Here is a 22,502-nt window from a genome sequence, read left to right on the forward strand (position 1 = left end):
GAATGCGCTCATTAAGTTAATATAACTAGCGAATAAGAAAGAGGTTCATAGCGCATACCCTCTATAAAAAACTATGGATGACGTCATCTACGCCATATCCCAAAAATGCGGATATGGCGATTTTTTTTATTTGGTTTCACGCGATGGACTTCTCACAATTTGAGGAGGAATTTTTATGGCAGGAAGAAATGAAGAACAAGGTTTACAGGATTTAACACTCCTTGGCAACCAAAATACAAAGTATTTATTTGAATACTCACCGGAAATACTTGAAGCAGTTGATAATTTGCATACGAAAAACGATTTTTTTGTGAAATTTAATTGCCCAGAATTCACGAGTCTATGTCCAATGACAGGGCAGCCTGACTTTGCGACCATGTATATTTCTTTTATTCCAGATAAAAAGCTAGTGGAGAGTAAAGCACTAAAGCTCTATTTATTTAGCTTCCGTAATCACGGGGACTTTCATGAGGATTGTGTCAACATCATCATGAATGATTTAATTAAGCTGATTGAGCCGCGCTATATTGAAGTATGGGGTAAGTTTACGCCGCGTGGTGGCTTGTCCATTGATCCGTGGTGTAACTATGGTCGCCCAGGCACAAAATATGAAAAAATGGCGGAGCATCGTTTGATGAACCACGATATGTATCCTGAAAAGGTGGATAATCGTTGATGCTTTACTATTTAAATGGATTGTTTGTTGGCTTTTTAATTTTAGCTAATGTTTTAGCTGTTAAAGTGTTTAGTATAGGCGAATGGATGGTGCTTCCAGCTGCTGCGATTTTAATCATTTTTACGTATCCCCTTATTGATGTAATTTGCGAGGTATATGGTAAGGAAGCGGGTGGTCGCACGGTCAGAACAGGGCTTATGGCACAAGTGTTTGCAGTATGTTTCATCGCTATTGCCATTGAACTACCACCTGCACAAGCTTTTGTCCATCAGCAGGAGTTTGAGACAATTCTCGGTGGCAGTATGCGTGTCATTATTGCAAGTCTTGTAGCCTATTCGGTCAGTGTTAATTTGGATGTAGTCATATTTAACAAATTTAAAGAAAAGCATGGAAGCGAAAAGCTTTGGCTTCGAAACAATGCATCTACGATGCTAAGCCAACTCATCGATACAGCATTATTTATTACGATAGCCTTTTTTGGAATAATGCCATTTAAGGTGTTACTGACATTATTTTTCACACAGTATATATTTAAATTTTTGGCGTCCATTGTTGCAACACCACTTGTTTATGGGTTAGTTTATGTTGCACGGAAATTTGATAAACATAAAAGCTTCGAGCCATCTCATTACTGAGATGGCTTTTTACTAAGCAGACAACACCCTAACTATGTATATGAGTAAAAACATTTGTAGTAAAACACATTGATATATAGGTTTGAAAATTTTAATAACTTAATAGGAAAGATGCGTATAATTTTTCTACTGAAATTAATGGCACTCTTGTAACGAAGAATAATCTTTAAAAGAATACCTCCTACTACACATTTATAGCTCCATTTTTGCATATGTGTCATGTTACGGCCGAGCATATACTGTGGATGAGAAGGGGAGGTGAGAATTTATGAGAATTAACTGGAAGATCCGTTTTCAGCATAAACCATTTTTACTTGCGCTATTTTCGTTGATTTTATTACTCGCACAGCAAGTAGCAGCTATTTTTGGCTACGATTTAACGAGTGCAATGAGTGAGCAGGCAATGATCATCTTAAATATCGTATTTTCAATTTTTGTTTTATTAGGAGTTGTCGTAGATCCTACAACACAGGGAACCAGTGATAGTCAACGTGCCTTAATGTATCGAAGACCTAGATAGATAGAAAAGTAAAAATAAAATAAAAGTGTAATTTTACATTTTGGATAAATGTGTTATAATGATAAAAAATTGATAAAGTAGGGAGGACAATTGAATGTCGCTTGAAATGGAGCGGAGGATTGCCAAGCTCGAGCAGGAAATGATGGATTTACGGCATGAATTAGAAGGCTTAAAGCATCAACAACCTGTTGAAAAATCAAGTGCCTTGAGTGCCAGGAAAACCATGGTTGATCAATTTGCACCAAAAATAGCGCAAAACCTAGAGCCAAATTCAAACTTGGAACCAAAGCCAGAAATAATGACAAATCCAGAAAAAAAGGTGCAGCCACAGCGAACATTGGAAGAGCGTATTATGTGGGCACTGCCAAAATTATTTATGGTCATTTTAGTGATGGGGGTGCTTTGGGGTCTTAAGCTCGTGAGTGAGTATGGCTATTTGTCAGACGTGGTTAAAATTATCCTCGCCTACGCATTATCGGTAGCTTTAGCAGCAACAGCTTATGTGTTGGAGCATAAAAAAATAGGATCATCGGCCATAACAATTTCTTTATATGGTGGTGCATTTATTGTTGGTATATTAACAACAGCCGCAAGTGCGATATTGTATGAAATCATAGGTTTAACGATGGCACTTGTTATTACCGTTGTTTATATCGGCTATGGTATTGTTATTAGCTATTTAAAGAAAAACGAAGTACTAACAATATTTGTAGCGTTTACTTCATTATTACTACCATATTTACTGGAATATATGGATTTTAGTTCTGTTATTATCTTAATCTATGTGGTTGTACTATTTATGATGCTGCAATTTGTCATTCATCAACACAAGCAGAAATTGGCACTCTATATAGCAAACTTTTTCTCTGTGCTAGCAGTCAGCATTATAGCGTTTATGAGCCATGACAATCGAGTTGTTTTTGCAATAGGTTTCCTTGTTGTTCTAACTATTTTTTACACGAGTTGGTGCCGATTATATAATGCAGAGTCTAAACTGAAAAATATTCATGTCGGACTCCAATTCAGTCTAGGAACCTTTAGTTTAGTACTCCTGAACTTTATTATTAGACCAATTGAATATAGCGAAGCACTATTACTCATAGTAGTCGGCTTGTTTGCAGCTTTAGCGGGTTATGGCTATAAGCAAAAATGGCAGGAGGCATTTGATAGTGCCGTAACACTCGCATTTATTACACTATGTAATACGCTACTAGTTATGAATTTACCAGGGAAAGTAGATCATTTGCTCATCCCGTTCATCACCTTTGCAGGCGTTATGATGAGTTTACGATTACGAGCAAGCATGATGAAGGTTGTCGGCTCATTAGTATTTACAATTACACTCGCTTTAAGCTTTATTATTCATGAGCCGACACCACTATTCAGCATCGATCATGTTAGCTTGATCATGCCGGGAATATATCTCCTGATTATTTATGTATATGCGAGACGTCCAAAAGAGACACTGACATCCTTTGAAAAGTTTATGAAGGAAATGTGTATGGTTGATATTGTAGCCGTTATTACGGCTGGTTATTTCTTAGCCTATGTTGGAAAGCTGGATGGAACGTACTTTGCAAGTGTTGGTAATATCCCACATCTAACGTATATGATCCTCGCTTTACTTTTCGCGGGATCACTTTTAGTACCAACAAAATACAAAGGGCGTGCATTAACGCCAGTCCTTGGTGGATTTTTCATTCTCTTCACCGTAATGCTTGAAATTATTCCGTACTATATGCAGGGTGTCGAGTGGCTAAACATAGTAACAAGAATCGTGTATATTGCTGTGATCGTAGCAATTATGATTGATTTACTGATGAAGGGGCGCATTTATCAAATTTATCAAGAGCAAATAGAGAAACATCTGGACCCAATTGTAAGTGCAGGCGTTGTGCTTACGATGATATCCGTTTGGGGACTCATATACCAACTTGCCTATAATAGTTTGCTTGATTGGAAACTAAGCATTGCCTTTTCAACGATTACATTATTCCTGACAGCCAGTACTTCACTATGGCTTAGCACCGTGCGTAACTTACGAACATTACTCCTAACAGGTTTTGTTATCTTAGTGATTGCGTTTATTAAGCTTATATTCTTTGATTTGTCAGCTTTAGACTTATTAATACGAGCTGTCCTGTTTATTTCGATAGGTGGGATTGGGTTGCTGTTGTCGGGTAGGTTGTTGAAGAAATAAATAAATGATATAGATCTAAAGTAGGGTGTTTCAATAAAATAACATTAAAACCGTTTACCTTTATTTTATGGTAAACGGTTTTTTTGTATCTAATCGCTTTTTATGGTCACTTAAACTTAGTTCCATTTCCATATTATAGGAATTGGAAATTTAAAAATAAATACAAATTCATACGGAAAAGTGGTGTTGTAAATGCTGTTTATATATGAAATAGTATAATTAGCACATGGATGATTCAATTGATAGGAAACTTTATTTACTATAAGTACTATTGTATTAGTGTTAAAGACTAATATATTTTAACTTACTTACTAAAAGTACGATTGGGAAAGGAGGGAGAAAATGAAACGTAACAATAAAAAATTATTTAACAGTCAAGGGGGATTCTCTTTAATTGAGGTTGTTGCTTCTTTAGTAATCATAACTATCATCTTATTATCCTTTTTCGGCTTACTCATTCAATCGAATAAAACAGGGAAAAGCTCTGAACAAATTATCGATGCTACCTATTTAGCGCAAAAGGAAATGGAGAAAATGTATAACTACTTTAAATCCACCACAATCGAAACTTGGGAATCTAATTTTCCGTACTTAGCTGATAAGGATGAAGTGAATTCAATCGGTAATATCAATCAGTATAAAGTGACACCCTTTAATGCTAAAAATAAGGAAATCATAATAGTGAATGCTGAAAATATGTCGCATGATAATACCGTTAGGATTACTATTGAAGTTTATGATTCAAGAGAGGAGATATTAAAAGCGAAAGTGCAAAATATCTTTAGCTTATAAGAAAAGAGGTGATTCGTATGTCTAAATTTCATAATGAGAGAGGCGTAACCTTACTAGAAGTTTTGGCTGTTACTGTAATAGCTACGCTCGTTTCTCTTGTTGTTATGTCTATCTTAATGAACAGTAAGACTACAAGTGATAAACAAATGGAATCGACTATTCAATTATCTGACACAACCTATATTTTGAAAGTCGTTACTAAAGATACACGTAAATCTACGGAAATTCATAAAAAGCCTCTAGATGAGTATACAGAGTATACATTGATAAATAATCAAAATAATAAAAAATATACTTATGTCTATCGCCAAAAGGAGCAGACGATTACGAGAAATGATGAAATGATTGCAGCAAATGTGCTTGATTTTAACATTGAAGATAAACGGAGTCATGTAATTATTGATATTACAACGCCAAATAGTAAGCCTTTTTCATCAACTATATATTTTAGGGGAGGCAGCTAGATGTTTAAGAATCTAAAACAAGAAAATGGCTATTCGTTACTTTTAGTAATTTTGACAATCGCTTTTATCTCAGTTCTTGGAATTACGCTTTTAACACTGACGGCTAATTCATTAAAGATGTCTACTAATGAGCGAGATGACCAATCTGTATTTTACATTGCGGAAGGTGGCTTAAACAGTACAAAAAGCAAAGTAGAACAATTAGTTAAAATTACATACGATGAAAACAGAAAAAATTTCAATAAGCTACCTCTTTATGAAAGAAAACCTGAAAAATTCAAGTCGGATTTTATAGAGTTATTTGAACGTAACTTAGAAAAAATCTTTGAAAAGAATCAATCAGCATATAATGATACAGTGACTTTTGATGAACAATTTAATGAAAACCCTATTGCAAATGTAAAAGTTATACAAGAAAACACAGAGCCGTTGCAATATAAAATAACATCCGTTGGTACTATTGGAAAGAAAATGAGAACAGTAGCACAGACAATTACAATCGATTTAGGAAGCGGAACGGGTTCTGGTTTTTCGAATTCCGCTGCTATCCACACTATAAAAGACATCGAACTTGGAGGCGGTAAACTTAATGGGGATGTTGTTTCTGACAGTGGAAAAATTAGTATTACAAAAGATAGTACTAAAATTACTGGTAAGATTGGAACAACTCCAGATAAGTTTTCAAAGCCGAGCTGGATGAATGTTACGAATGAGATTATAGGGAATGTTGCATTTCCGAAGGATGTATTACCACCTTTCCCGGATAAAGAATTTACTAGTTTAAGCACAAGACCATATACAAAATCAATAGAAGTTACCATCAATGGAAAGCAAACTCAACTCTCGCTAGAAAATAATTCAATTAAGATTGATGGTGGAGGAAATGGACACATAAATGGGAATCAAAACTTTAGTGGTACTCTCCCGCTTACTCAAGATATGTACTTAAAAACGCTTACGGTTTCTTCGAGCATAACGTTATCTGTTGATGTAGGTAATTCAGACAAAAATTTATATGTGGATAACTTTGACTTTACTCAAGGGCATTTAAATATTACGGGAAATGGTAGATTAACTTTGTATATTAAGGATGCTTTTAATTTAAAGCGAAGTTCGAGTGTGAATAATACAGGAGACATAGGGCAGTTAAGTGTATTTTATGCAGGCACTTCGTTAATGGATTTTACTGGTGATACAAAAACAAAAGGCTCTATATATGCTAAGTCGGCCAATATAAACATAAATGGTTCTGGTAGCGTACAAGGAAATCTGTATGCAGGTGGATCAAATATCACTGTTGAAGGAGGGGCGTATAATCACGGTTTATATATTTATGCCCCCGACGCAAAAGTCACAATGAAAGGATCAGGAGAAGTTATAGGAGGAATAATGGCTTATACAGTAAATACAAGTGGGGGTTCAACTGTTACTTACAAACAAAAAACGATTGAAGATACAATATCAAATGGTGGTTTAGTATTTGAAGAAAATAATAATTTAACAATTTCTAATAGTATGCTTGAAGTAGAATAAATATCACGGAGCATGAAGAGGTATGTTTATCGCATCTATCAAGAGCGATTTTGAGCTAATGTGAGCCAGGCGTTGTGTAACGGCTGTTTAGAATACAATATCTAACTTTTATACAATAGTTTACTAAGTTTGTCTTCTTAGTAATGACGGTATTTCTACAACTAAATAGTTAGCTTTAGAGAAGCTTATAGAGCAATGTTGCTTATGACGATTGGTGGAATGGGGTTCCTGACTGATGAGGCGGTATTGAGAAAGTGATAGAAAAGGGTTATTTAGAGAGTCTGTAATTAAATCAGATTTTCTAAATAACCCTTATTTTAATATTGGGTAAAACTTTTATGAATATAGTTTTGGCAATTACCACGTACTACAGTTAGAGTCGTTCGTTTGCAAAAATGCCGCCATAATTAGCTTTTAAACATATTGAGTGTAGTGCTATCTCTTGTTGAAGATAGAAAGAGGGTACTATTTGAATTTTAAATGCAACTTTTCTATTGAACCTAAAATCAATAGTCTTTTCGGTTTAGAATGGATGATTCAATAAGTATACATCGAAAGTTGTGCAGGGATATATACCTTGATGTTGTAGTCCGTAAAACACATTAACAACATTTAAATAGTGATTACAATTTCATACTTAAAAAATACAAGTTCACTAAATTTTAACTATTTTTAGGACGAAAGACTCATTTTAAAATGTAGTTTGTGTTGTATTGTGGAAGCATGAATAAAAAGTAACAATATCACGTGAGTAAATAGACATTTATTTTTTGACTATATTTGTAAAGGTGATGAGGCTATGAAATTATATTTGAAGTTAGGCGCAATGGTAGCTGTTCTAATCATCTTATTAACAGTCTGGGTACCTAATATAATCGTTGATAGAGCACTAGCTAGAGGTGATGAATCTACAATCGGTGGAATCTCAGTTAAGGATTTAGAGGATGGTGATATTGAAAATGCTTTACAAGAGGCCATTAATACTTGGCACGACGATCCTGTTAGCGTAGAAGGGGCCAATATTACGATTTCACTGGATCCAAAATTGTTTGTATTCGATGTAGAGAGTTCTATGGCTGAATATCATAGTTTAACAGACAAGTCTTTGTTTGCTTTTTGGAAGCAAGGACAAGCGGTACATATACCCTTACAAGTGGAAGTAGATGATCAAGTGAAGAAGCAGCTTGAGGCTACTGGTGTATGGGAGGTTGAAGCGACCTTGAATGCGATTATCACTCAAGTTTCCTATTTAAAAAGTCAGAAAATCACTGCAACAGTTGCAAATACTCATTTAATAGAAGCGGAGCGTTTGGCACTATCGATTGAGAAAATACCTATAAATGCAATAGGTGTTGATAAATTAACGAATACATTAAATGATTCTATTATTTTACCGGGAGAGCCGTTTTCTTTTTTAACAACGACGGAAGAACAATATGACGAAGCAAATAATGAAGCCATTAATTTCCTAGCTTCCATGCTTTATCATACTACTCTTCAAACCGATTATGAGATTTCAGAGAGACATTCCCAAGAAGAGAAGCCAAATTATTTGCAGCAAGGGTTGGATGCGAGGGTAAATCGTGCGTTAGATAAAGATTTACAATTTGTAAACCGTTCAGATCAATCGAATAAGTTAAAAATCACGATAGAAGGTGATTCTTTAAAAGTGGAATTACTAGCTCAAAAGAAAGAAAAAGAAATTTCTGTTCGAGTTAGTAAAGATAAAATCATACAACCACGAGTCATTGTTCGCTATTCTAACGACTTACCAGTAGGTAGCGAAGAGGTTCTCCAAAAAGGTCAAGAAGGCATACGGGTCGAAGTTTATCGCTCGGTTTTAGAAAATGGTAACACTACGGAGGAACTAGTCAGCCATGACTACTATCCACCAGTTAATAAAATCATTGTGAAATCTTCAAGACAGCCTGTTGTTCCAGAAAATAGTAGTGAGGAAGTAGGAACTTCCGACTCGAGTGATCCTGATTTGAACATGGATTTAGATGGAGATGGATTACCAGATACACAATCTAAAAATGAAACATCCGGCAATAATGCTGCAAATACTTCAAAAGATCCGAATGATCCTGAGATTGTATATGGCTACTATGATAAAGGTGGGAATTTTGTACAAACAAGCCCATAAAGAGAGGAGTATAGGTGAATGATCGTAAAAACTGGGCGAAAGCGATTAGGTGATTTACTTGTTGAATCTGGAGTTATAACAAATGTGCAATTGGAATTTGCGCTTACAAACAAAACAAAAGATGAGAAATTAGGCGATTTTCTCATAAAAGAAAATATTTTAACTGAGCAACAGTTAATCGAAGTACTAGAGTTTCAGCTAGGAATCCCACACATTCATTTGAATCAATATTCAATAAGCCCGGACTTACTTCAACTTGTTCCGGCTGAGCTCGCTAAACGAACAAATATTATACCAATTCGTCGTGAAAAAAATAAACTTTTCATCGCGATGGCTGACCCGATGGACTATTTTGCAATTGAAGAAGTACGTATGGCGACAGGCTGCCAAATCGAAACAAGTATTGCAGCTAAGGATGACTTATATCGTACCCTAACGAAATATTATGATTTGCAAGAGTCTATGGAGGCTGCATTGCTCGACATTGGTGCGACAGCTGCTGAAACACAGGAGGAAATTGAACGAGAGGATTCTCCGATTGTCCGACTAGTTAATCAAATAATTGCTAACGGAGTTGCCCAACGAGCAAGCGATATCCACTTTGACCCACAGGAGACGGATTTAAGGGTTCGCTATCGAGTAGATGGGGTATTGAGAACCGAGCGCTCGTTACCGAAACATATGCAAAATATAATATTAGCACGTATCAAAATTATGGGGAATTTAAATATCACGGAAAATCGAATTCCTCAAGATGGACGTATTAAAACGAATGTTAATTTCAAGCCAGTAGATATTCGACTTTCGACTCTTCCAACTGTTTATGGAGAAAAAGTCGTGATGCGTATTTTGGACTTAAGCAGTGTAGCCAATTCTATTGACAAGCTTGGCTTTACAGAGCAAAACGAAGTCCTTTTCCGAAATATGATTGATAATCCTAATGGTATTTTGCTAATAACGGGTCCTACTGGATCAGGGAAATCATCTACATTATATGCAGCCTTAAGCAACTTGAATGAAGAAGATGTAAACATCATTACAGTAGAAGATCCAGTGGAATATCAGCTCGATGGTATAAACCAAATTCAAGTGAAAGAAGAAGTAGGTTTAACATTTGCAACTGGATTGCGTTCAATTTTGCGTCAGGACCCAGATATCGTAATGATAGGTGAAATAAGGGATTTTGAAACAGCACAAATAGCAGTACGTGCCTCGTTAACAGGGCATTTAGTTTTAAGTACTTTACATACAAATAGTGCAGTTGAGTCAATTTCTCGACTACAGGATATGGGGATAGAACCGTTTTTGTTATCTTCTTCACTAGTAGGGATTATGGCACAGCGCTTAGTACGACGAATTTGTCGAGATTGTGGAGAAGACTACGCTTTTACGAAGCATGAATTAGAAATCATGCATAAGAACGGCATTGAAGGAGTTACACATGGTAGACGCGGAAGAGGCTGTCCTTCGTGTAATCAAACAGGGTATCGTGGACGGATGGCTATTCATGAAATTTTACCAATCGATCGCAATATTAAAGAAATGATATTAAGTCGAAGTAGCGATAGTGCGATGCGTGATTATATGAAACAAGAAGGCTATTACACATTACTGGTAGATGGGCTGTTAAAAGTAGTAGAAGGACAAACAACCACTTCAGAAGTATTGCGTGTAGCAAATGCAGATTAGGATGTGAATCGTTCATGACAACATGTAGAAATATTGATGAGCTATTAACACGCGCATTTGAAGAAAAAGCGTCTGACCTTCATTTAACAAAGGGAATCCCGCCAGTTTATCGTATCCATGGTCAACTAGAACAATATGGGAGTGAACTACTAACTTCTGAAGACTTACAGACAATGGTGAAAACTATTTTACCTGAGCATAAATTACAAGAGTTTCATGATAAAGGGGAAACCGATTTTAACTATTCATTGCAAGGGAAATGTCGTTTTCGTGTAAATGCCTATCATCAACGCAATGAAGTGACAATAGCTGCCCGTTTGATTGAAGCGAAAATTCCTTCCATTGAATCGTTAAATATGCCACAGATACTGTATCAATTAGCAGAGAAACCACAGGGTCTTATTTTAGTAACAGGTCCAACAGGTTCTGGTAAATCTACAACGCTTGCTGCAATGATTGATCATATTAATGAAACAAAATCAAAGCATATTATAACGCTTGAGGACCCAATTGAATATTTACATACACATAAAAAATCCATTATCAATCAACGTGAAGTGGGGGTTGATACTCAGAGCTTTGCCAATGGTTTGCGTGCTGCTCTTCGTCAAGACCCTGACCTTATTTTAGTAGGCGAGATGCGTGACTACGAAACGATTTCAACAGCTATCACAGCGGCAGAAACGGGCCATTTAGTGATGGCGACATTACATACAAGTAGTGCTCCGACTACGATTGATCGTATTATAGATGTTTTCCCACCACATCAGCAGGGACAAATTCGTGTGCAACTAGCCAATGTTTTAGTAGGCATTATTTCACAGCGTTTATTCGTACGTAAGGATGCCAAGGGGCGAATTGCTGCTACTGAAATATTAGTACAAGCACCATCTATTTCAAATTTAATTCGAAATGAGAAAGTTCACCAAATTCCTACTGTTATGCAGACGAGTAAAGCGTTAGGTATGCATACTTTGGAATCTTCTATGCAGCAGCTAATCGCTATGGGGAGAATTTCATTGGAAGACGCAAGGCCATATATGAATGCGGGGGATTATAATTGACCGTTTTTCGATATAGTGGACGCACAAAAACTGGTGCACACAAAAAAGGAATTATTGACGCGACTAACAAAAAAGTAGCACTTGAAAAATTACGAACACAAGGCATTAATGCCCGTGAGCTGGAAGAGTCAAAAAGCATTTTACACAAAGACTTAAACATTGGCGGAAAAGTAAAACACCAGGATTTCGTTATTTATTGTCGTCAATATGCAACACTAATCCGTGCTGGCGTTTCAATTGTAGAGGCAACACATATTTTAAGTACGCAAACGAAAAGTAAAGCATTAAAAAAAGCTTTACAACAAGTGGAGGAGGATATACGCGGGGGTACAGCGTTTTCAGATGCAGCAGCCAAGCATCCAAAGGTGTTTCCAGTAATGTTTATTAATATGATGCGCTCTGGTGAGGCAACAGGGAATATCGATGAGACGTTAGAGCGTTTAGCAGGGACACTTGAGAAGCAATTCAAAATTAAGAAGAAAGTACAATCAGCATTGACATATCCGGCTATTTTATCTGTACTAACAATTGCTGTAGGTATGTTTCTAATGATATTTATCGTTCCGACGTTTATGGCTACTTTTGATGAAATGGACATGGAAATGCCAATATTAACGGTTGTTGTTGTCAGTATTTCAGATTGGTTAATAGCATACTGGTATATTGCAATTGGGATTTTCATATTGTCGATTCTTCTATTTCGATTTTTCTATAAAAATAATAAGCAATTTCATTACAATGTGAACTATGTCTTATTAAAATTACCTTTATTTGGAACTTTGATGCAAAAAAATGTAATTTCTCGCATGACTAGAACCTTATCATCGTTGTTCAGTAGTTCAGTACCCATTCTACATGCACTGACAATTGTTGAGAAAGTTGTAGGGAATCCAGTTGTAGGTAAGGTTGTACTGGAGGCAAGAGATAACCTAGAAAAAGGCGGTACATTGTCTGAGCCATTAGAAAAAAGTTGGCTATTCCCTCCTTTAGTAACCCAAATGACATCTATCGGAGAGAAAACAGGTTCTCTTGATTATATGCTCGAAAAGATAGCGGATTTTTATGAGGAAGAAGTGGATCGCTCCGTTGATACATTAAAATCGCTCATAGAACCATTAATGATACTAGTTTTAGCAGCGGTTGTAGGAGTGATTGTCGCAGCGATTTTCCTACCAATGTTCGCATTATACGAAAATATGTAAGCGTTCTAACTTTTAAGGGGGTGGTATAGAAAAGACTGTAGTAGTAGTTGTTGTAGGGGTACATATTTTCGGACTAATCATAACAATTTATAAGGAGGAACACGATGTTCAAAAAAATCATGAACAAAAAACTATTAAAAAATCAAAAAGGTTTAACGTTAATCGAGCTATTAGCAGTAATCGTCATTCTAGCGATTATTGCGGCGATTGCTATTCCTGCTATTGGGAATATTATTGAGAACTCACGTTATAATGCAGCAAAATCAGATGCTATTAATGTAATTAATGCAGCTAATCTTTATTTCACAGACGAAGGATCTAAAGACGGTGAAGAAGTTGATTTTAAAACATTAAAAACTAATAAATACTTAGATAATGCTGGAAAATTCGAAGATAAAGATGCAGAGGGAATTGTTAAAAAAGTAGCAGGTGGAAATACATTATCTGGGAAAGTAAAATACTCAGGTGAAAAGACGGTTAATTTCAATGCTGCTACTATAACTGTAATTAATGATGATAAACAAAAAGGTAGTGCACCTGGAGATAAAGATATTCCTAAAAAATAACCATTCAAACCCACTCAGAGGCGTAGTTTATCTGCGCTTCTGGTTGGGAAATGGATGGTTAATTATTAAAGTAAGTTTAGAAGGAGGCATCTTTTCACATGTTTACAAAAAAGAAAAAATCGCATGTGTCGATTGAGATAAAGGATTATATATTGCGTGCGATTGTGGCAAAAGGTGCTGATTCGTCGCAATGGAAGGGCTATGAAATGCCATTAGCACAGGGAGTTGTTGAAGGTTCTGTTATTCATGATGAAATGGAATTGTTTGATGTCATGAAAAATAATGTGGCAAAATGGGCAGGCAAAAAGCAAAATGCGCGTATTTTTGTACCGGATACTTCCGTTTTGTTAAAAAGCTTTGAGCATCCTAATGATATAGAGTGGAATGAATTAAAAGGGTATGTGGAGATGGAGCTTGGTCAGTCCATTCATCTTCCATTCCAAGATCCTCTTATTGATGTATATGACCCAAAACCTAGTGATGGGCAGGCCATGCTCTTTGCAGCACCTTCAGAAGAAGTGACGAAAATGATTGGACTTTTACTCGATGCTACATTAGATCCGCAAGTAGCAGATATCCGTGCATTGTGTAATATTCGTCTGTTAGAGTATTTGCAGTTAATAAAGGATAATCGAACTTATTTAATAGCGGATTGGTCCATCAATGAATTGTCGATTAGTATTTTTTCATATGGTCAGCTTGAATTTTTACGGTATCAATCATTTGATACAGATTTATCGGAATGGAAGTTTGAAGAGATTGAGGAGTTTAGTTTTTCTTATCGTTTAGATGCAGAAGATGATTATCGTATCATACTTACCGATCAAATGCTTGAAATCGATCGTATCATGAATTTTTTTAAGTTTTCCTTACATAAAGGTGAGAAAAGTGTCGATGAGATTATCATTCTAGGAGATAATCCATTACTACCTACGATTAAAGATTTGTTAGAAAATAATTTTCCGACACCGATTATTATGTTAAATGATTCAGTCATTCAGAAATCATTCCCTCAATTTTCAGAGGAATTTGCAAGCTTAATTGGACTTGCATTAAAGGAGGTTAACTAATGGTACCAGAAATTAACCTCATGCCGAATTTGGAAAAGAAGCATTCAACCCCTACTTCAATATATATAGTATTTATTATTCTTATTGGTATGATAGTAGGATATATGGTTTTCTTGTTTTTCCAAGCAAAAAGTGATCTTACAAAATTAAGTGCGCAGGAAGTGGAGCTTTCATCCCGACACGAACAACTTCAAACTGAGTTAGATGTAAAGCAAAATGTGAACAAAGGCTCATTGGAGCAATCTGTACAATTTGTGGAAAAGGTCTCTTATCCAGTGACCCCCTTAATGGATGAAACCCAAGTATTGTTACCGGAGCAAACGTATTTAAGGGATTATGTATTTGGTGAAAAAAATGTTGAAGTTACGGCTGATTTTGAAACAATGTCAGCCATATCATCTTATTTAGAAAAGCTAACAGCAAGCCCCTATTTCAATGATATACAGGTTGATACTATTGCTAATTTTGATGTATCTATAGGAAATCAAGAGGAAGAAAGTGCGAAGAACAAGTTTAAGGAAGTGCCACGTTATTCGGCAACTATTTTATTAGGAATTGATTTTAAATTTCTCGCTGGAGGTAGAGAATCATGACTAGTAGTAAAAATTCAACGATTCTTATCTTAACAGCTTTCGTTGCAGCCATTTTATTTGCGCTATATTACTATATAGTAACACCTAAATTAGAAGAAGTAGATGCGAAGGAAAGTTCAATTAACTCCCTTCAACAAGAAATATCTACAATTCAGAAGCAAATTGCTTTAATTGAAGAGAATGGCAAATCAGCTAGTACAAGTAATTTAACATTGCGTAAAAAGGTACCTCAAACTCGAGCTATTGAAGAGGTAATTCGAAATATTGAAGAGATTGAAGCAGTGACGGGAACGCGGGTAGAAGCTATGGACTTTAATAATTATGATTCGCTCGTAATGGATTCTACTATGACAGATCCCAACTCGACAAATTCTGAGGAACAGGTTGAACCAAAGCAATCTGCAAATAAAGCTGAGGAACAAGCTGTTGCTAAAAATGATGAAACGCCTGAAACGCAAGATAAAATACCAACTGCTACTTTCACTAAAGACTCCTTACCAAAAGAATTAAAACTAGTAACATTCAATATTGATGTTGCCGCATTGGACAATAAAGCGATGGTTGAGTTTATAAAAGAGATTGAAAAAATTGATCGTGTCATGAAAATTGATGCAATCGATTTCACATCAACTGGAGAGGAAGCAAAATTCCAGGAGGATGCAGATACAACCTTAAAATCTACCATACAAGTAACGACGTTCTATTATGAAGGACAACTGTAAATTAGATGGCGCGCATACTTCAAATGTATGGGCGTCAATTAGTATAGGAGGACATAAAAATGGAGATGGTTTATACAATTACTGTTTTCATATTTGGGCTCGTTTTAGGCTCGTTTTTTAATGTAGTGGGCTTACGTGTGCCCTTGAAGGAGTCCATTGTGCGTCCACCCTCGCATTGCACTTCTTGTAAGAGACAGTTGACGGCACTTGATTTGGTACCTGTTTTGTCTTATTTATTTTTAGGTGGAAAATGCCGTAGCTGTGGGCAAAAAATTTCTTGGATTTATCCACTGATGGAACTTATAACAGGGGTATTATTTGCTTTTGCTTATTGGAAATTAGGCTTTAGTGCAGAATTTTTCGTAGCTCTATTATTTATTTCATTATTAGTCATTATTGTTGTATCCGATTTTGCATATATGCTTATTCCGGATAAGGTACTACTATTCTTTTTACCTTTGCTAGTTTTAGGGCGCGTCATATCACCTTTGTCTCCGTGGTGGGACAGTATAGTTGGTGCTGTTGTAGGATTTGGCATATTATATTGTATAGCTGTCCTATCAAGAGGTGGTATGGGTGGAGGCGATATTAAATTATTCTTTTTACTGGGTCTTGTGCTTGGGACAATACATGCACTTCTAACACTATTTGTAGCCGCTGTGATTGGCATGATTGTTGGAATAGTTATGTTAAAAGTACGCGGACAGGGAAGAAAAACGCCTATACCATTCGGTCCATTTATTGCTCTAGCGGCGATTATTATCTATTTCTATGGGGATGCGTTGATGAATTGGTATCTCGGATTTTGGTAAATAATCAGGGGTGCCCTCAATGATTCATAGTCTTCATCAATCAGGCTTTTTTAGGCAGAGTTAATGCGAGATAAATTTTGTAGATCATGGAGGGGATATGATGAAACCAATTATCGGTATAACAGCCTTTGTAGAGGATGATTTGTCCTCAAGATTAAATGCCGCCTACAGCAAAAGTATAATTGAGGCTGGGGGTATTCCACTAATCATTCCGCTTGGAGTGGAAGAGGATGTGGCACAAATTTTATCGTTGACGGACGGATTATTACTTTCGGGCGGGCATGATGTACATCCATTTCTTTTTGGTGCAGAACCTACACCAAAATTAGGGAAGGTTCATCCAGAAAGGGATTCAGTAGAACTCTCCTTAATTGAAGCAGCCTATATTCGGAAAATGCCGATTTTCGGAATTTGCCGAGGGATTCAAATGCTAAATGTGGCGTTTGGAGGCACAGTTTATCAAGATATTGAGAGCGAGCATCACAGTCGAAAATTAATGAAACACATGCAACTAGCGGCACGAGGCGTTACTACACATCATGTTCATCTAACACCAGATACATTATTAACAACGATTATTGAGGAAGAAAAAATTGCTGTGAATTCATTTCATCATCAAGCAATAAACGTAGCAGCAGAAAAATTGAAAGTAGTAGCCAAATCAAGTGATGGAATCGTTGAAGCGGTAGTACACGAAGATTTACCATTTTGTCTAGCGGTACAGTGGCATCCAGAGGAGCTCGCCATTGCAGGTGATGAAGTATCCAAGAAATTATTTACTGCATTTGTAAAAGCGAGTTTGAAATTCAAGGTAGAGGTATAAAACTTTAAAAGCAATACATGGCATAGAATTTTTTATCAAGGGCAAGATAACCTTGGTGATGAAATGAAAAAATTAGAGTTGGGTTTGCTGGCCTTTTTACTGTTTTGTGTTTCAATGCAACATGTAATGGCAGGACCTTATAATGATGACGTAGTAACCCATTTTTTGCTTGCGATGGTCAAAAAAGATGAAAAACAGGTGAAGAAGTATGTATCTTCAAATGTAAAAATTCCTGAAATAAGGGAAGAGACCGCAATTAGTAGACTTTCAGGTTACCCTTCCGCTAAAGAGAATGTAAGAGTAGCATTGGCTTATTTTAACGATGGAGACAATATGCCTGAAAGAATAGCCTTTATATGGGAAGTGACTTTTCATCAAGAAGAAGTTACAGATATACGAGTTGTTTACGATGGTTCCAATCCATTTATGAATGAATCGAAAATTATGAAGGAATATATGAACAAGCATATTGCGAATATCTTGACCGTATCCAAGTTTCCTTTTGACATCACGCATGTAGAAGGAAGTATAAACCAAGATATTCTTCTAATAAGGTATCAAAATGTAAATTTACATGGTTTGTTGCAGGTGAAAGTTGAACCGAAAGAAGAGGATTTGAAGGCAGCAGAAGGTGAAAATATGTACACCTTAAAAAATGGAACAAAAGCATTGTATCAGCCGGACGTGAATCAACTGATTTTTGTTCATGACAGTTTTAACTATTCAATTAGTATAGAAAGTGAAATAACAAAAGATTTCACAGTGCATGATTTGCTTGAAATTGCTAACTCAATGTTTTAAAGGCTATCATCATAACGTGTGGTTGATTTCCGTTCCGACTGGGCGCTTTCCTGGGGGCGTCCGATGAGCCGCTTCGCTACGCTGCAGGGTCTCATCTGTGACGCTAAATCCCCGAGGAGTCGCCCAGTCTCCACTCTAATCAACTTATATACATGGTATACGTTTTTACAAATGTCATCCTCTACTTTTAGGGGTACAGGACCGAATCCATTTTAAAGTGGGTTCTTTTTTTGTGTGAAAAATGGCACTCAAAACATAAGAAAAAGAGGTTATATGCCCATTTGTGAACATAAAATCCTCTTTTTATACTTTGCTATTGAGTTACTTTTAATGTACACGACGATAAAGACCTACAACATGTCCCAAAATAGAAACTTGGTCTACGATAATTGGTTCCATTGTTGCGTTTTCAGGCTGTAAACGGAAATGACTTTTTTCTTTAAAGAAACGCTTTACAGTTGCTTCATTCTCTTCAGTCATTGCTACGACAATATCACCATTATCAGCTGTTGATTTTTGTTTAACAATAACTAAATCTCCGTCTAAAATGCCAGCTTCAATCATTGATTCACCCATAATTTCTAGCATAAATAACTGATCTTCACTTGTCCCATAAATATCTGGTAGTGGGAAATATTCATCGATGTTTTCAACAGCAGTTATCGGAGAACCTGCAGTAACCTTCCCGACAAGTGGGACATGTATAACATGTTGCTTTTGAATAGAATCCTCTGGCTCTAGAATTTCAATGGCACGTGGTTTAGTTGGATCGCGTCGAATCAAGCCTTTTTGCTCTAAACGAGCTAAATGTCCATGAACTGTAGAGCTTGAAGCAAGTCCAACTGCTTCACCAATCTCACGTACAGATGGTGGATACCCCTTTGCGCGTACCTCTTCTTTAATGAAATCTAGTATGGCCTCTTGTCTTTTCGAGACTTTTTTCATGATTGCTCACCTCTTTTTTCTAATCATTCTACTTATTAGTAGTATAGCAGAATGCGAACACTTAAGCAAACATAGGTTCGAAAAGTGTTTGACAAAAACGTTTGTTCGCATTATTATAAGAACATATATTCCGAACAAACATTCTCGAAAAGGGGTTATAAACATGAACTGGTTTAAAAAAAATCCACATATTACAATTTTATTAGGAGCTTGTCTACTATTTACAGCATATCTTTTTATAACAGACCCAGGCGAGGTTACATACGCAGAAATTGAAATCGAACATGGTGATAGCTTATGGTCGTTAGCCGAACAATACCGTGGTAAAATGAAGTCGGATGAATGGATTAAGCTTGTTAAGACAGAAAATGAATTATCGAACGTACGAATTATTGCAGGTAAATCTCTAGTGATTCCAGTAGTGGGTGAGGACCAACCCATTCCTATAAATTCAATTGAAATTGCGAGAAATGTAAAATGATAACTAAACAACAATCGGCTGTTGTCTATTGCCGTGTGAGTACAGAAAAAGAGACACAAAGCTCCTCGTTAGAGCGTCAGGAGGAGGAGTTAGTACGCTATGCTAAAGAGCAGGGTTATGAAGTGAAGCATGTTTTTAAGGATAAGCATAGTGGCTATGATGTGGAACGAGAAGGTTTACTAGAAATGCTCGATTTCATAAAAGAAAAAGAAGTAGCAGCATTATTTGTGCAGGATGAAACACGCTTAGGGCGTGGAAATGCTCGAATGGCCGTGTTGCATTTATTGCAGAAAACTGAAACTAATGTTTTCTCTATGCGAGACGCGGGACCTGTACAATTAAATGAAATGGATACGATGCTCCTAGAAATTTTAGCAATTGTAGAGGAGTACCAGCGCAGAATCCATAATGCTAAAATACGTCGTGGCATGCGTCGAGCGGTTGAAAATGGCTATCGCCCTGAAAACAATTTATCAAACCGAGGAAATCCAAACGGTCAAGAACGTAAAGATGTCCCTATAGAGGAAATCGTCAAGTTACGTAATCGAGGCTTCACATTTGAGGAAATCGCTGTGACTCTTAGGGGGCTAGGCTTTGACGTAAGCAAAGCTACTGTCCATAGGAGATATCGGGAACATCAAGAGGGAAACGAAATAAAATAACGTTTTAATCAGTGGGAGTTTTCCTACTGATTTTTTTCTTTTTAAAGGCTCTAGCTGAAGGTGAAGGAGACAAGTAGTCACGATAGAATGGCGAAGTGACGGTTAGGACAGCGAAAGATGTGGATAGAATCGCCAAAGTGATGGATAGGACAGCGAAAAACGTGGATAGAATCGCTGAAGTGACGGATAGAACAGCGAAAGACGTGGATAGAATCGCCGAGGTGACGGATAGAATTAGAGAAAAACGTGGATAGAATTGCCGAAGTGACGGATAGAACAGAGAAAAACGTGGATAGAATCGCTGAAGTGACGGATAGAACAGAGGAAAACGTGGATAGAATCGCTGAAGTGACGGATAGGACAGCGAAAAACGTGGATAGAATCGCTGAAGTGACGGATAGAACAGCGAAAAACGTGGATAGAATCGCTGAAGTGACGGATAGAACAGCGAAAGACGTGGATAGAATCACCAAAGTTATGGATAGAACAGCGAAAGAATTTTTTAAAATAAGAGAAGTAGCCATTTCTACTTCTCTTGCTCAATATTCTATATAATGTTTGAAAAGGAACTTGCCATCTTTTACTGTACTAATCTTTCCTATCAATTAGAGCTATTTTATTCTCTGTACCAATTATCATCAAAAGAGAGATGTAGGGCTTTACCGACAGTAATACCAAATTGTATAAAACCTCTACCTCTTGCAGTTATGATGTTACCATCTTGTACAACTAGGTCTTCAGAGAAATGATTAAGATCGAAGAAGTCTAATTTTCTTATGCCTTCTAGCGGCAACCCAACAGTATACTTTTTGTTTTTTAATACTCCAGCTTTCGCTAAAAGAGATGGAGAGCTAGAGATACTTGCGATGATTGCTCCTGTGGCATTCACATTACTAATAAAATCAATTAATTCTTGCTCATTTATTAGGTAAGCTATATCCATACAGCCTGGTAGCAACAAGCTATCGATTTCGTTCAGATTAACTTCACTAATTTGTATATCGGCTATACAAGATAACCCCGATTCCCCTTTAATTTTTTCATTGTTTAACCCAACAGTAATAATGGGTTTATCTCCTTGCATTAATATAGATAATGCTACACTCAATTCATATTCACTAAATTGGGGATACAATAATATAGCGGTCTTTTTCATATAATTCTCCCATCTATTTTAAAACGAAGATTTAGAACTCGACATAACAGAATAATGAAAGTATCTTATACCCATTCCTCATCTAAGACAGCATAGTAGTATTCATCCGATACGAAAAACATATACATTTTAAAAATGTAGACATCTCTACTGTGACACAACTTATATCTTCCGACTTTCGTATTTGTGTCTTCCTTATTCTCCGAGTCTGGTTTCGCGAAAAGCTACTGCCATTTAGTATGACTCTCCAAAGGCTTAAATACCGCAGTATCGTTGCGTACACATCTAAGGTTTAGTGTCAGTTAAATTCCTTAGATTGAGTAATTTGCTAAGTTAATGCTTGCGTTCAAATCTCTATCCAATTTTAATCCACAAGCGCAGATATATAATCTGTCTCAGTTTCATATCGGATTTGATTTGTCCACAACAAGAACAAGTTTTTGATGATGGAGACCATTTGTCGGCTTCAATAAATTCAATTCCGTATTTTTGACATTTGTATTGAATTTACCGTTTAAATTCATATAGCTTTTGCTGAGCTACCGCCTTCGCTAGATGTTTATTTTTCATCAACCCTTTTACATTTAAATGTTCCATTACAATACGAGATGGCTTGGTTTTCACAATCTCATTAGAACGCTGATGTAAATGATTTGTTCGGATGTCGTTAAGTCGCTTATATAAATTACGGATTTCAGTGTTTTGTTTTTGAATAATATCTCGTACCACTAGAAGATACATGGGCTGGCATAAACTCGGCCTTTGTTTCCACTCTACTTAGCGTTACAACATTTATATCAACACGTTTAGCAAATTTCCCAATGGACATTAATTCCATGCGTACCACCTCTCTTCACTATGATAAAATCACATTACCCTATTTAGAGAGGTTGTTAACATTTTTATATTTGTATATATTTTTCTTGTTCACACGAAGGCGCAACCCTTCA

At 36.4% G+C, this 22,502-nt stretch carries 24 protein-coding genes and 2 pseudogenes; 22 read left to right on the forward strand and 4 right to left on the reverse strand.

Annotated elements, in window-relative coordinates; genetic code table 11:
- Positions 1-175: 175 nt before the first annotated feature.
- From queF to ACQKN2_RS22080, 18 genes are all read left to right on the forward strand, one after another.
- Positions 176-676 (forward strand): preQ(1) synthase, encoded by a 501-nt coding sequence (gene queF, locus ACQKN2_RS21995; protein ID WP_427416832.1) that lies wholly within the window; start codon positions 176-178, stop codon positions 674-676.
- Complete coding sequence (locus ACQKN2_RS22000; RefSeq protein ID WP_427416833.1) at positions 676-1,311, forward strand: queuosine precursor transporter; 636 nt, start codon at positions 676-678, stop codon at positions 1,309-1,311. Before queF ends, ACQKN2_RS22000 begins: the two co-directional genes overlap by 1 nt.
- Positions 1,312-1,579: 268 nt before the next feature.
- Positions 1,580-1,831 carry a phage holin gene (locus ACQKN2_RS22005; protein WP_427416834.1) on the forward strand — a complete coding sequence of 84 codons (252 nt, stop codon included), beginning with the start codon at positions 1,580-1,582 and terminating at the stop codon, positions 1,829-1,831.
- A 94-nt stretch (positions 1,832-1,925) separates the two neighbouring features.
- Entirely contained in the window at positions 1,926-4,031 is a 2,106-nt protein-coding gene (locus tag ACQKN2_RS22010) for a DUF2339 domain-containing protein (RefSeq protein ID WP_427416835.1), read from the forward strand.
- A gap of 342 nt (positions 4,032-4,373) precedes the next feature.
- Positions 4,374-4,823: a type IV pilus modification PilV family protein gene (locus ACQKN2_RS22015; protein ID WP_427416836.1), complete on the forward strand. Its 450-nt coding sequence runs from the start codon at positions 4,374-4,376 to the stop codon at positions 4,821-4,823.
- Positions 4,824-4,840: 17 nt separating this feature from the next.
- Positions 4,841-5,287 carry a type II secretion system protein gene (locus ACQKN2_RS22020; RefSeq protein WP_427416837.1) on the forward strand — a complete coding sequence of 149 codons (447 nt, stop codon included), beginning with the start codon at positions 4,841-4,843 and terminating at the stop codon, positions 5,285-5,287.
- Positions 5,288-6,820, forward strand: a complete 1,533-nt coding sequence (locus tag ACQKN2_RS22025; RefSeq protein ID WP_427416838.1) for a pilus assembly PilX N-terminal domain-containing protein — start codon at positions 5,288-5,290, stop codon at positions 6,818-6,820.
- 799 nt (positions 6,821-7,619) lie between these two features.
- Positions 7,620-8,966 (forward strand): VanW family protein, encoded by a 1,347-nt coding sequence (locus tag ACQKN2_RS22030; protein WP_427416839.1) that lies wholly within the window; start codon positions 7,620-7,622, stop codon positions 8,964-8,966.
- Positions 8,967-8,984: 18 nt separating this feature from the next.
- Positions 8,985-10,655 (forward strand): GspE/PulE family protein, encoded by a 1,671-nt coding sequence (locus ACQKN2_RS22035; RefSeq protein WP_427416840.1) that lies wholly within the window; start codon positions 8,985-8,987, stop codon positions 10,653-10,655.
- 14 nt (positions 10,656-10,669) lie between these two features.
- A complete protein-coding gene (locus ACQKN2_RS22040) occupies positions 10,670-11,719 on the forward strand; it encodes a type IV pilus twitching motility protein PilT (RefSeq protein WP_427416841.1) in 1,050 nt (349 codons plus the stop codon).
- The gene (locus tag ACQKN2_RS22045; protein WP_427416842.1) at positions 11,716-12,921 is read left to right on the forward strand and encodes a type II secretion system F family protein; all 1,206 of its coding nucleotides are present in this window, start codon (positions 11,716-11,718) and stop codon (positions 12,919-12,921) included. The genes ACQKN2_RS22040 and ACQKN2_RS22045 overlap by 4 nt, the downstream gene beginning before the upstream one ends.
- Before the next feature lie 104 nt (positions 12,922-13,025).
- Positions 13,026-13,487 (forward strand): prepilin-type N-terminal cleavage/methylation domain-containing protein, encoded by a 462-nt coding sequence (locus ACQKN2_RS22050; RefSeq protein ID WP_427416843.1) that lies wholly within the window; start codon positions 13,026-13,028, stop codon positions 13,485-13,487.
- 98 nt (positions 13,488-13,585) lie between these two features.
- Positions 13,586-14,557: a type IV pilus biogenesis protein PilM gene (pilM, locus tag ACQKN2_RS22055; protein ID WP_427416844.1), complete on the forward strand. Its 972-nt coding sequence runs from the start codon at positions 13,586-13,588 to the stop codon at positions 14,555-14,557.
- Entirely contained in the window at positions 14,557-15,150 is a 594-nt protein-coding gene (locus ACQKN2_RS22060) for a PilN domain-containing protein (protein ID WP_427416845.1), read from the forward strand. The genes pilM and ACQKN2_RS22060 overlap by 1 nt, the downstream gene beginning before the upstream one ends.
- On the forward strand, positions 15,147-15,872 hold the full coding sequence (locus ACQKN2_RS22065; protein WP_427416846.1) for a potassium transporter: 726 nt from the start codon (positions 15,147-15,149) through the stop codon (positions 15,870-15,872). The genes ACQKN2_RS22060 and ACQKN2_RS22065 overlap by 4 nt, the downstream gene beginning before the upstream one ends.
- A 59-nt stretch (positions 15,873-15,931) precedes the next feature.
- The gene (locus ACQKN2_RS22070; protein ID WP_427416847.1) at positions 15,932-16,684 is read left to right on the forward strand and encodes a prepilin peptidase; all 753 of its coding nucleotides are present in this window, start codon (positions 15,932-15,934) and stop codon (positions 16,682-16,684) included.
- Between the two features lie 97 nt (positions 16,685-16,781).
- The gene (locus tag ACQKN2_RS22075) at positions 16,782-17,507 is read left to right on the forward strand and encodes a gamma-glutamyl-gamma-aminobutyrate hydrolase family protein (protein ID WP_427416848.1); all 726 of its coding nucleotides are present in this window, start codon (positions 16,782-16,784) and stop codon (positions 17,505-17,507) included.
- A 63-nt stretch (positions 17,508-17,570) separates the two neighbouring features.
- Positions 17,571-18,308, forward strand: coding sequence for a hypothetical protein (locus ACQKN2_RS22080; protein ID WP_427416849.1), 738 nt, complete (start codon positions 17,571-17,573; stop codon positions 18,306-18,308).
- Between the two features lie 327 nt (positions 18,309-18,635).
- On the opposite strand, the gene lexA is transcribed toward ACQKN2_RS22080, so the two are convergent.
- A complete protein-coding gene (lexA, locus tag ACQKN2_RS22085) occupies positions 18,636-19,253 on the reverse strand; it encodes a transcriptional repressor LexA (RefSeq protein WP_197143989.1) in 618 nt (205 codons plus the stop codon).
- Positions 19,254-19,416: 163 nt separating this feature from the next.
- Here lexA and yneA point away from each other — a divergent pair, with 163 nt between their 5' ends.
- The 4 genes from yneA (at position 19,417) to ACQKN2_RS22105 (ending at position 20,951) form a co-directional block, all read left to right on the forward strand.
- Positions 19,417-19,734 carry a cell division suppressor protein YneA gene (yneA, locus tag ACQKN2_RS22090; RefSeq protein WP_427416850.1) on the forward strand — a complete coding sequence of 106 codons (318 nt, stop codon included), beginning with the start codon at positions 19,417-19,419 and terminating at the stop codon, positions 19,732-19,734.
- A complete protein-coding gene (locus ACQKN2_RS22095) occupies positions 19,731-20,396 on the forward strand; it encodes a YneB family resolvase-like protein (RefSeq protein ID WP_427416851.1) in 666 nt (221 codons plus the stop codon). The genes yneA and ACQKN2_RS22095 overlap by 4 nt, the downstream gene beginning before the upstream one ends.
- 95 nt (positions 20,397-20,491) lie before the next feature.
- The gene (locus tag ACQKN2_RS22100; protein ID WP_427416852.1) at positions 20,492-20,650 is read left to right on the forward strand and encodes a hypothetical protein; all 159 of its coding nucleotides are present in this window, start codon (positions 20,492-20,494) and stop codon (positions 20,648-20,650) included.
- Positions 20,643-20,951, forward strand: a complete 309-nt coding sequence (locus ACQKN2_RS22105) for a hypothetical protein (protein ID WP_427416853.1) — start codon at positions 20,643-20,645, stop codon at positions 20,949-20,951. The genes ACQKN2_RS22100 and ACQKN2_RS22105 overlap by 8 nt, the downstream gene beginning before the upstream one ends.
- Positions 20,952-21,012: 61 nt before the next feature.
- Here ACQKN2_RS22105 and ACQKN2_RS22110 read toward each other — a convergent pair whose 3' ends face one another.
- The 3 genes and pseudogenes from ACQKN2_RS22110 to ACQKN2_RS22120 all read right to left on the reverse strand — a co-directional run.
- Entirely contained in the window at positions 21,013-21,552 is a 540-nt protein-coding gene (locus ACQKN2_RS22110) for a DJ-1/PfpI family protein (protein ID WP_427416854.1), read from the reverse strand.
- 311 nt (positions 21,553-21,863) lie between these two features.
- Positions 21,864-22,266: pseudogene (locus ACQKN2_RS22115) on the reverse strand (RNA-guided endonuclease InsQ/TnpB family protein); the annotation flags it as partial.
- Positions 22,262-22,390: pseudogene (locus ACQKN2_RS22120) on the reverse strand (IS607 family transposase); the annotation flags it as partial. The pseudogenes ACQKN2_RS22115 and ACQKN2_RS22120, both read right to left, overlap by 5 nt.
- Positions 22,391-22,502: the final 112 nt, after the last annotated feature.

Origin of the sequence: Lysinibacillus sp. NPDC093688 (assembly GCF_050280145.1) — a bacterium.
Classification (GTDB): domain Bacteria; phylum Bacillota; class Bacilli; order Bacillales_A; family Planococcaceae; genus Lysinibacillus; species Lysinibacillus xylanilyticus_B.